Annotated in this window: 8 protein-coding genes, 1 tRNA gene and 1 pseudogene; 3 read left to right on the top strand and 7 right to left on the bottom strand. The window is 61.0% G+C overall.

Annotated elements, in window-relative coordinates:
• The first annotated feature begins 979 nt into the window (after positions 1 to 979).
• Positions 980 to 1,303: a YnfA family protein gene (locus AAFX91_RS18585; protein WP_130583174.1), complete on the top strand. Its 324-nt coding sequence runs from the start codon at positions 980 to 982 to the stop codon at positions 1,301 to 1,303.
• Positions 1,304 to 1,341: 38 nt separating this feature from the next.
• On the opposite strand, the gene AAFX91_RS18580 is transcribed toward AAFX91_RS18585, so the two are convergent.
• Complete coding sequence (locus tag AAFX91_RS18580) at positions 1,342 to 1,878, bottom strand: disulfide bond formation protein B (protein WP_130583173.1); 537 nt, start codon at positions 1,876 to 1,878, stop codon at positions 1,342 to 1,344.
• Positions 1,879 to 2,030: 152 nt separating this feature from the next.
• Here AAFX91_RS18580 and AAFX91_RS18575 point away from each other — a divergent pair.
• Positions 2,031 to 2,115, top strand: a tRNA-Leu gene (locus AAFX91_RS18575).
• 260 nt (positions 2,116 to 2,375) lie between these two features.
• Here the strand turns inward: AAFX91_RS18575 and AAFX91_RS18570 are convergent.
• The 3 genes from AAFX91_RS18570 to AAFX91_RS18560 form a co-directional block, all read right to left on the bottom strand.
• Entirely contained in the window at positions 2,376 to 3,374 is a 999-nt protein-coding gene (locus AAFX91_RS18570; RefSeq protein ID WP_394567363.1) for a Bug family tripartite tricarboxylate transporter substrate binding protein, read from the bottom strand.
• Positions 3,375 to 3,507: 133 nt separating this feature from the next.
• A complete protein-coding gene (locus AAFX91_RS18565; RefSeq protein ID WP_394567362.1) occupies positions 3,508 to 4,731 on the bottom strand; it encodes an FAD-dependent oxidoreductase in 1,224 nt (407 codons plus the stop codon).
• Positions 4,732 to 4,819: 88 nt separating this feature from the next.
• Positions 4,820 to 5,317: a cupin gene (locus AAFX91_RS18560; protein WP_394567361.1), complete on the bottom strand. Its 498-nt coding sequence runs from the start codon at positions 5,315 to 5,317 to the stop codon at positions 4,820 to 4,822.
• 124 nt (positions 5,318 to 5,441) lie between these two features.
• Here AAFX91_RS18560 and AAFX91_RS18555 point away from each other — a divergent pair, with 124 nt between their 5' ends.
• Entirely contained in the window at positions 5,442 to 6,386 is a 945-nt protein-coding gene (locus AAFX91_RS18555) for a LysR family transcriptional regulator (RefSeq protein WP_165421000.1), read from the top strand.
• A 221-nt stretch (positions 6,387 to 6,607) separates the two neighbouring features.
• Here AAFX91_RS18555 and AAFX91_RS18550 read toward each other — a convergent pair.
• The 3 genes and pseudogenes from AAFX91_RS18550 to AAFX91_RS18540 all read right to left on the bottom strand — a co-directional run.
• A pseudogene (locus AAFX91_RS18550) lies at positions 6,608 to 7,051 on the bottom strand (ATP-binding cassette domain-containing protein); the annotation flags it as partial.
• A gap of 54 nt (positions 7,052 to 7,105) precedes the next feature.
• On the bottom strand, positions 7,106 to 8,854 hold the full coding sequence (gene ggt / locus AAFX91_RS18545; RefSeq protein WP_394567360.1) for a gamma-glutamyltransferase: 1,749 nt from the start codon (positions 8,852 to 8,854) through the stop codon (positions 7,106 to 7,108).
• 338 nt (positions 8,855 to 9,192) lie between these two features.
• Positions 9,193 to 10,029, bottom strand: a complete 837-nt coding sequence (locus AAFX91_RS18540) for a universal stress protein (RefSeq protein WP_394567359.1) — start codon at positions 10,027 to 10,029, stop codon at positions 9,193 to 9,195.
• Positions 10,030 to 10,264 lie beyond the last annotated feature (235 nt).

The raw sequence follows: 10,264 nt of genomic DNA, 5'->3' as shown, positions 1-10,264 counted from the left end.
ATCCTTCGCCGTCATCAGGCTGGATAGAGGACTTCCACCTCCAAGCTGTCGTTCATACTCGGCACACCGCTATGGATTGCTTCGCTGCGCTCGCAATGACGGGGATGGGGCTCTCATTTGAATTTCAAACAGCATGAGGATGTGAATCTGCGTTCTCGCGGCGCGTTACGCCCGAGCTTTGCGTCACTTTCCACCCTCCTCGAATACGGAGGGCGCAGGGAAAGCCGGGTGCCGGTTGCACCCATGGGTCCCGTGCAACGAAAAGCACGGGGGTAGGACCACAGGTTCAACCGAAGCATTCCGGCTTTCCCTGCGCGATGGTGTTACGGTTTCCTTCGTGCTCTCCCCGGTGACCGGGCTTTCTTGCCACCGTCATCTCTCGCGTTTTCGCGCGAAAAACTTAGCGCCAGCGTCGGGGCGCCAGGACCACACGACTTCGCCGTCCGTGATGCGCGTGCTCGTCAGTCACACCCATCACGTCCACCGCATCTCACCGCAACGTTCGTGACGATCGCGACCCACCCCTCATTCGCGCCGAAACGCGCGGAGTTAAATCACTGATTTGCCCGACGGGTTAAGCGGTTTATTTTCCGCGTGAGGGCTGGACGACCCAAATCACCTTGGAATCGCTCGCGAATTTTCTTCCGTCATTCCGGGGCATCGCGAAGCGATGAGCCCGGAATCCATTTCGCCGCTCGCGCAAATGGACGAATAGATTCCGGGCTCGTCCTTCGGACGCCCCGGAATGACGAAGAGAGGTTGGCGATCGCCGCAGCGCGCTCGCACTTCCGCATTGCGCTTAGGAACACGGGCTACGCTTCGAGCACTGGACTTCTGAAGTGCAAGCCGTTTCTTCTTGCCCTTTCGACAAATCATCGAGGATCACGCAGTCGGGTCCGGGCCCGCACTGCGCGTTTGGACAGCGGCGATTTGACCCGCCGCCTTGAATGACGGCGGGAGTTGTGAGAGCTGATCCCTTATGAGAACTGCTGCCGTCTATGTTGGCGCCGCGATCGCTGAAATCGCCGGTTGCTTTGCGTTCTGGGGCTGGTTGCGTCTAGGCAAGCCTGTCTGGTGGCTGTTTCCGGGCCTGCTCTCGCTCATCATGTTCGCTTACCTGCTGACGCTCGTCGAGACCGAGGCGGCGGGACGCGCCTATGCCACCTATGGCGGCATCTATATCGTCGCGTCGCTTGTGTGGCTCTGGGCGGTCGAGAACGCACGTCCCGATCGCTGGGACATTACAGGCGCTTCCATATGTCTGATCGGCGCAGCCGTCATTCTATGGGGACCACGTGGGTAGGTAATAGGGGGCGCCTTCTCACGCCGGAGGGCGATGTCTCAGGCGCGTGCCGTCCGCGAAAAGCCCCAGGCGGCGATGGCGGCCATCAGCAGCGAGATCAGCACGTTGTAGCCGGCGAGCGAGAGGCCGAGGAAGCGCCACTGCACCTCGTCGCAGCGGATGACCTTCACCGTATCCAGCCGCTGCAGCAGCGTGCCGGCGCTGCCGAGATTGCCGACCGGCCCGGTGCAATCAGTCGGCCCCTGCCAAAAGCCCCATTCGACGCCGGCGTGGTAGGCGCCAAGCCCGGCATTGACGAGCGCGGCCAGCGCAAGAACTGCCAGCCCCGCGAGCAGTAGCGGCCGCGGCGCCCCCTTCGCGGCGACGAACGCCACCAGCGCCCCGAGCGGGACCGCGAGATAATAGGCGTAACGCTGCTCGAGGCAGAGCGGACAGGGCAGGATCTCCAGCACAAGCTGGAAGAACCAGGCCCCCGCCAGCGTCGCCGCCGCGATGACGGCCACGGCCGCCGACGCCGTGAAGGCCGGACTGGCGGTATTGCGTGTGGACAGCGGATTGGCGGTCGCGAGCGTCACGGCTAAAGCTCCTGCAATACCAAGGTGGTATCCCTTGGACCCGCCACTGTCGAGCCGCCTTCGGATCAAAACCGCGCGGGTTGACCCCGCCACCCCGCCCGCTATATTCCGCCCGCTTCGCGACGCCAGCCCTCCGGGCTGATGGGGCGAATGCCCCTGTGGCGGAACTGGTAGACGCGCTCGACTCAAAATCGAGTTCCGCAAGGAGTGCTGGTTCGATTCCGGCCAGGGGCACCATCTCGCTACCGTTCGAGACAAACCCGAACAAACAACCCTGCTCGCTGTTGGTGCGACCACAAGCCGCCTTTGACAGCTCTCACCACCCGCTCACAAAGGTCGTCCCCATCCGCTTCAGGCACCCCCATAGCGGTTTGGGCACACACACGTTTCTGTGGGCGAGAGGCGGGTTGCAGGCGTTGGGTGCTGTAGCGGCAGCCTACGTCTTCGTGCTGAAAGCGCTTCTCACGGGGATCATCGGTGCCTTCTGATCGACAGCATCAGTTGAAAACCTTTGCTTTTGCACGCTTTACAATATTTTCCATCCGTGCAGAATCCTTTGCGATGGTTTCTCCGAACTTGGCGGGCTCATCAGCGATCACGGTCAAACCAAGGCCTTCCAGACGAGCTGAGACGGTCGAATCTCGCAAGGCCTCCACGATGGACTTGTTGAGCTTCTCGATCACGTGCTTTGGGGTCGCCGATGGAGCAACAAAGCCGTACCAGTTGCCTGCGAGGAGATCAGGTGATCCTGCTTCCGGGGACGTCGGCACATCGGGTAGCTGCTTGCTTCGTTCAAGCGCGGTCACGACAATTGGCCTCAGCGCTCCGCTCTGCACCTGCTGGACGACATTCGATAGGTTGTCGCACATCATAGAAACTTGACCACCGACAACATCCTGGAGTGCTGGAGCTGCTCCTTGGTACGGTATGTGAACGGCAGCAATGTCTTCGAGCACCTTCAACGTCTCCCCACACAGGTGGCTCGTGCTCCCGTTGCCGGCCGAAGCAAATGTCAGCTTGCCAGGCTCAGCTTTGGCCAGCGCCACCAATTCCTTCAGCGAGCTTGCCTTGACCGACGGATTGACGACGATGATGTTCGGCGTCGAAGCGCCATTGGTGATCGGCGTGAAATCCTTTTCAGGATTGTACGTCGGCTTTTCATAGATCCATTGGTTGATTGTAAGCATGCCAGTCGTCGCAAGCAGAATCGTATGGCCATCCGCTGGTGAGGAAGCGACGCGAACCGCCCCGATCGACCCGTTTGCGCCGCCGCGATTTTCGATGATCACGGGAACACCGAGCGACTTGGACATCAACGGACCCACCAATCGTGGAATCGCGTCGGCGGTGCTTCCGGCAGGATACGGGACGACAATCGTAATCATCTTTTCAGGAAATCCAGCCGCTGCCGCGCCGGGCACCCCGAAGGATGCTGGCGATAGCAGTGCCGCCAAAATAAACGTCGCCCACTTCATCAGTAGATCATTGCTTCGCATTCTGAACATCCTGCATGACATCTTGGGAACCATGGCATTGACTCCTCCAAGTTCACTGGTGCTTCCACTGACGTGGTTCTTACCCGGCCGATAAGCCGGTTACCGTCGACATCGTCTAAGAGAGAATTGCTGATCACCCCTGGTGGGCCGCGGCGACATGCAGCGAAGCTGCACGCTCGAGCGAGTCTAGCATTGCAATTCGGCGCAAGAGCGCTCGTCCCTTTTCCGGATCGGCGGCCGCGGCGCGAATGTCGTCGCGGAAACGCGCGCGGTCGGCTTCATCTTTCACCTCGAGATTCTTCTTGTTGCGAATGGTGTCGCCCTGAATGGCCTGCATCGTGACCGTACGACGCTGCAGATCGTAGTCGGCGAGAACACGCTCATTGGCCGTACCATTGATGACCGAACCCAACTTCGCCGTCAGGTTCAAAGCGTCGTGAATGCCGCCATTCATGCCCATGCCGCCGAGCGGATTGTTGATATGGGCGGCGTCGCCAGCCAGGAAGGCGCGACCTTTCTGGAAGTTCGCGGCGACGCGCTGATGCACACGATACAACGTCGTGTGGAGGATGGGGGCTTCCATCTCGGCGGGAACGATCCGCCGGATCGACGCCGTCACGTAGTCTTCGGAGAGCGCCTCGGCATCGGAGATTTCCGCAGCCACCGGCATCATCACGCGCCACGCTCCGAGGATGCGGAGAAGGAAGTACCAGCGCTCGGGATCGGCGACATAGCTGACCGACGACACACCCGGGCGAAGCACCGTGAAATCGACCGGAGTTGTCATCACCAGAAAGCGCTCGGGCCAGGTGAAGCCCTCGAATTTGATGTCCTGGCTGCGGCGTACGATGCTGTTCGCGCCATCGGCGCCGATCAGCCAGGCGCATTCATGCATGGTGTCGCGCCCCTGGGCTCCGACCACTACCTTGACGGCATCGCTCGTCTGCTCGACGGATTTGACCTCGCTGCCGAACGCGATCGAGAACAGCGGGTTGCCGGACAAAGCATCCAAAATGATGCGCGTTAGCTTGAACTGCTCGGCCTGCAGGCGGAACGGGTGCCGCACCAGATCGGAAATCGCTGCGAAGTCGAACGTCCCGAGCACGCCGTCTTCGAACGAGCTGTATTGAACAGTCGGCGCCTTCAGGCCCTGCGCAATCAGGGTGCTGGCGAAACCGAGATCATCGAGCATGTCCAGCGTGGGCGGATGGAACGTCGATGCGCGCGACTCGCTGCTCAGTTGGCCGTTCTTCTCCAGCACCAGAACCGGGATGTTCTGTCGCACCATATCTGCCGCCGCCACCATGCCCACCGGCCCTGCCCCAGCGATGATGACGGGAGGCTTCGCATTACTCATTGTATCCAGACCTCTTGCAGAAATTTCGAGCATCGGCTCTCATCGGCGCCTCCGCGAAGGAGGCCGCCAGTCAATGTGTCTGCCGCTGTCAGGCGGGATCGTAGTAGTGCATTTCGAGAAGCAGGCAGCCGCCTTCAGATTTGAACGGACCGTGCCACGCGCCCGGCGGCCTGACGGCGTAGGTGTATCCAGCAAACGGCGTGCCGCCTTGCCCGTTCACGTCATTGCCAACGATCAGGTCGCCGGAGACCAGAAAGACTTCTTCCCAGTGGTCGTGAACGATCGGTTGCTTGGTGAATAGGCCCGGAGGGAATTTCAGCAATCGCGTCCGGCTACCGCGCTTGTTCGCGGTGTCCAGCGATCCGGACAAAATCTTCTCCAGCGCGCCTGACTTGGGATCGTAGCCCTGGGGCAGCTGCCAGCCGCTCTCCATGTCGAGCGTGTGGAACTCGGCATGCAATTTGTTGACCGCCACGGATATTCTCCTTGAAGTTGATCGTTGAAGCGCCTGCAGGTTGGCTGGCGCCGCAGTCTGAAATTCCCAACGCCATTGATGGGCGCGGCGTTGATAGAGGCCGCCGCTCAATTGACTTTCGTCATCCGCGCAAGTTTGTTGCCTTGTGTTTAGGCGTGCAAACAATTTAATCTGCGGACGTCTTGCGTTTTTGGAATGAACTATGCGCCGCAGAATACCCAGCCTCGGCGCGCTGATGGCCTTCAGCGCGGTTGCTAAGCACCTCAGCGTCACGCGTGCCGCCAGCGAACTCGCGCTGACCGGAAGTGCGGTCTCGCGCCAGATCGCGCAGCTGGAGACACAGCTCGGCGTCAAACTCTTCCACCGGATCAAAAAGCGGATCACCCTGACGCGTGCCGGAACAGCCTACAGCACCCGTGTGGCGCAGACGATCGAGCGGATCGAGCGCGATACACTCGAGATCATGGGCTACGAGGCCGACGGCACGGTTCTGGACATCGCGGTGCTGCCCACCGTCGGCACCCAATGGCTCATTCCGCGCCTGCCGGACTTCTATGCTCAGAATCCCGGCGTTGCCGTCAACGTGAGTGCGCGCAACACGCGCTTCTTCTTCAGCGAGACCGCGCTCGATGGCGCGCTATACTTCGGTGAACCGGACTGGCCCGGCACGCAAGCAGACTATCTGTTCGACGAAGTTCTTCTGCCGGTCGGATCGCCGACGCTTATCGGCAAGCGCGCCGAACTGCGACCGAGTGAGGTTGCCGAATTGCGGCTTCTGCATCTGGTCACGCGACCCGACGCATGGCGTCGCTGGTTCGATGCTGCGGAACTCGGCGGCACGAATGTGATCCGCGGGCCACGCTTCGATATTCAATCCACTTTGATCAGCGCAGCGAACTCCGGTCTTGGCGTCGCCCTGCTTCCTGAATTCCTGATTTCCGACCAGTTGACCTCCGGCAAGCTGAAGGTGCTGTCGAGCCTCACGTTGAGAAGCGTCGGCTCGTACTATTTCGCCTGCCCGGAAGAGAAAGCCGACAATCCCCTGCTCTCGGCATTTCGTGCATGGCTCCTGACGCAAGCAGGCACGTCAGCGCCTCCGGCACTTCGAACGGCAGGTGGGCAAACTGGTCCTAACGCAAGCCGCCGCTCAACTGTATCTCGCTCTGAGAAACAGCTTTGACGCCGTCGAAACCTCGCTCGAACGCCTAATGCCTAAGACGCGACGTGTGCAAGTGACCATTTCGGCCACCATCGCTTCGGCTATGGCGCTCTCTCCACACGAAGAGTCCCTTCGCGGAGAGCCCTCTCCAGACCCTCTCCCGCAAGCGGGAGAGGGAGCGCAGCGTTCATCGCGGCTGCAATTCCACCTGATTGGATCATGCTCTAACGCAAGAAAAACCGTCAGATCGCCGCCTGCGATACACGGTCAAAGAAGTACAGCCGATCGGGATTCAGCGCGAGGCGAAGCCGGTCGCGGACTTTTGCCTTGATGGTCGGCTCCACTGCGGCCACCATCGTGTTGGGGCCGACCCTGACGTCCGAGAGAATCTGGGAGCCGAGCTTCTCGATGACCTCGACCACAGCATCGAAGCTGAGGCCCGCCGCGTCGCTGTCGGATGCGACATGCAGATCCTCCGGGCGGATTCCGAGCGTGACGTTCTCTCCCACATACGACCGGAGCAGCTTGGCGTCGAGATTCGATAGCGGCTCGTCGAACAGGAACACCTGCGGATGTCGAACGATGGCGCGGCCCAAGGCGACGCGCTGCGGCTGGCCGCCGGAGAGCTGCCGCGGCTTGCGTTGCAGTTGTTCCTCGATGCCAAGGATTTCGGCCGCAGCCTTCACGCTGCTGGTGTCCTGCTCAACGATTCATCGGTCGCGACCTTTCGAAACGTCGATCTAGTCTCCCGCGGCACTGCCGGCCGGTCGGCGATCATCGTGGGCGCCATAGAAATAGCCGGGCCGCATCCTGCCGCTCCGCGCGGCATCATTGCCGGACGAGCGCGGACCGGAAACGCCGCCATCGGGAGGACCGATCGCGATGACCTCAGCCGCTCCCCACGGCGTCTGTTCGACCAGTTTGTAGCCCATCTCACGAAGCAGCTTTGCGGTGTCAGGTGAGATCGCATACGGCTCGTAGTCGAGTTCATCAGGCAGCCCTTGAAGATGGAGCCGGGGCGCATCAACTGCCTGCCGCGGCTCCATGCCGTAATCGATGATGTTGAGTGCCGCCTCAAGCGTAATGGTGATGATCCGCGGGCCGCCCGGGCTGCCGAGCGCCGCAAAGATTTTGCCGTTCCGGGTGATCAGCGTCGGGGCCATTGATGACAGCGGGCGCTTATTCGGCGCGATGAGATTCGCCTGGTCCTGCACCAGCCCGTACATATTCGGCACGCCGCGCTTGATAGTGAAGTCATCCATCTCGTCATTCAGGACGAAACCAGTGCCCGGCGCCATCACCGCTGCGCCGAACAGACCGTTCAGCGTGTAGGTGACAGAAACAGCGTTGCCGGCGTGATCGATGACCGAGTAGTGCGTGGTATCGCCTTGCGGTTCGAGTCCGGGCCGCACCGCCTCCGAAGGCGTCGCCTTGTCGGGCAGAATTTTGGCTCGGATGGCTGCCGCATAGTGCTTGGACAATAGCCGATCAACGGGATTTCTAACGAAATCGGGATCGCCCAAATACGTATTGCGGTCGAGATAGGCATAACGCATGGCCTCGGCCATGACATGGATCGAGGCAGCCGAGTGAAAACCAAGCGCCGCCATGTCGTAGCCCTCGAGAACATTCAGGATCTCGCACAGTGTCGTGCCGCCTGAGCTCGGTGGCGGCGCCGAGGCGAAGACGTAGCCGCGATAGGTACAGTGCAGCGGCTCCGTCTCGGTGATCTTGTAATGAGCAAAATCATCGGCTGTAAGGATTCCGCCGCCTGCCTTCGACGCAGGCTCGACCGCAGCCGGGATTCGGCCGGTGTAGAAGGCGTCCGGCCCATCCTTGGCGATCGCTTCGAGCGTCACCGCCAGATCCGTCTGCACCAACCTGTCGCCCGGCTGGAGGTTGCTTCCGTCGTGGCGCAGAAAGATGCCTGCGACCGCCGGGTCATTGTGAAACCGACCTGCCGCATAATCCATGATGTCGGTGTCGGCGCGGGTCAGCACGAACCCATCGCGGGCAAGCCGGATCGCGGGCGCCATCACCTCGGCGCGCGACATCGTCCCATATTCGGTCAGGGCGGCATCCAGCCCCTTGACTGTGCCCGGGAGAGCAACCGCCTTGTAGCCATACCGGCTGGCGCCAGGAATCGGATTGCCGCTGATGTCGAGATACATCTTTTCGCTCGCCGCTGCCGGCGCAGTTTCGCGGAAATTGATGAACCGGTCACGACCATCGGCCAAATGCATCAGCATAAACCCGCCGCCACCAATATTGCCGCAACACGGATTTACGACCGCCTCGGCGTAGCCTACGGCGACAGCCGCATCGATGGCGTTGCCGCCGGCCTTCAGGATCTCCAGGCCTGCCTCAGACGCGAAGTGTTGCGAACTCACAACCATCCCGTTCCGCGCCTCGAGCGCCAACGGCGTCGCCGCATGCGCCCCGCCCGCGACCATAGCCAGGAGCAGAGCCATCCATTGTATGTTCATCATCATACCACTCCGGTACACGCCAGCCTCGGGCGCACGCTCTTCCGCATGAGGAGACGCCGTGATCGCGCGCTTCGCAACACTTGGATGGTTACGTTTGTCACGATCCAACATCCCCGCCAGGAGTTGAACGGGCAGCGTTTGACCCGCTCGCTTTCAGTTCACCGACAAATTCGTGGTTTCCAGTCCCCGGCTTCGTCAGCGTCACTGGCTACGAAGACCGCTTCCACGGCGCGACGCAGGATGGTCGCGTCAATGTGTTTGCCAAGTTCTAGTGCAGCCAGCAGCAGGGCCGCATGAAGGATGGATGTCGCGCGCGCAGGCGGCGCCGTCGCTGCAAACTAGTGCGATAAGAGTACGGGAATCTCGATCCTCGCGTTGAAGATATCTCGCGTTGCGCTACCGAGCATCAGCTCGCGCTCGAATCCATGTGCGAACGCGCCCATCACAAGCAGATCCGCGTCTGCTTGCTGCGCACAGGCCAGAAGGCTCGCGCCAATGTTCAAAGTCTCACGATGGATCGTGCCGAACTTGGCATCAACATGCCACCGCGCCAGATAGCGGCAGAGTGCGTCTCCAGAATGAGGTATCGGAAACAGCTTGTCGTCAATGACCGATACGACGAGTACCTCACGCGACTGAGCGAGAAGGGGCAAAGCATCGCGCACTGCACGAACCGCCGAGCGTGTTCCGTCCCATGCAACGACAATCCGGCCTTTTGCGAGTACAGGGGTGTTTGGTGGCACGAAGACAATTGGCCGACCACTCGCAAACAGAGCTGCCTCGACGAGTTCTTTGCGGGGCGAATCGAGCGGCCCGCGCGCATCGATAATCAGGACGTCGTGCACCTGGGTGCAATGGATCATTCGTTCGCGAAGCGAGACGGGCTGGTTTTCGGTCTGCAGAATGTCACATGATACGTTTGCGTCCGTCGCAGCGGACTGAACGAGTTCCGCCGTTCGTGCCACCCGTTCACTTGACGTTGCCGGCTTGGCGCCAGCCCTCTCCACTTGCCGAATGTCCGGTTCAGGCGGCAAGTCGCGGAGGTCGGTTTCCACATCTGCAATCAATGCAGATAGATGCGCCCCATGCATGCGAGCCAGGGCGATCGCGCAATGCGCTCCGCTCGAGAGGTCATCTCTGCGCGAGGGAGAAAGGAAAACGAGTATGTCCTTCATGTTTCATCACCATAACGGCTCAAGAGATCCGCACTCGTTTGCACACGTGATCAATTGTCCCCAGGCTGGCCGGCTCGTCAATTGCCTACCTTGCAATACGACGGATCGTGTCGCGTGTTCCCTCCTGCTGTCGGTTCCGCGACCTCTTCGCCTGATGCCCGCGGGATGATGATCGCGGGTGGCGCCAGGGCGAGCCTCTGGCAGCGTAGCGCCCAACAATGATCCAACGGGGGCG

It is taken from the genome of Bradyrhizobium sp. 31Argb, assembly GCF_043638955.1.
Taxonomy (GTDB): domain Bacteria; phylum Pseudomonadota; class Alphaproteobacteria; order Rhizobiales; family Xanthobacteraceae; genus Bradyrhizobium.
This window is presented reverse-complemented; position numbering and strand designations above follow the sequence as displayed.

Excerpts from the sequence above, each read along its gene's own strand:
- AAFX91_RS18585 (WP_130583174.1), top strand. The coding sequence starts at position 980 with ATGAGAACTGCTGCCGTCTATGTTGGCGCCGCGATCGCTGAAATCGCC.
- AAFX91_RS18570 (WP_394567363.1), bottom strand. The coding sequence starts at position 3,374 with ATGCGAAGCAATGATCTACTGATGAAGTGGGCGACGTTTATTTTGGCG.
- AAFX91_RS18565 (WP_394567362.1), bottom strand. The coding sequence starts at position 4,731 with ATGAGTAATGCGAAGCCTCCCGTCATCATCGCTGGGGCAGGGCCGGTG.
- AAFX91_RS18555 (WP_165421000.1), top strand. The coding sequence starts at position 5,442 with ATGGCCTTCAGCGCGGTTGCTAAGCACCTCAGCGTCACGCGTGCCGCC.
- ggt (WP_394567360.1), bottom strand. The coding sequence starts at position 8,854 with ATGATGAACATACAATGGATGGCTCTGCTCCTGGCTATGGTCGCGGGC.
- AAFX91_RS18540 (WP_394567359.1), bottom strand. The coding sequence starts at position 10,029 with ATGAAGGACATACTCGTTTTCCTTTCTCCCTCGCGCAGAGATGACCTC.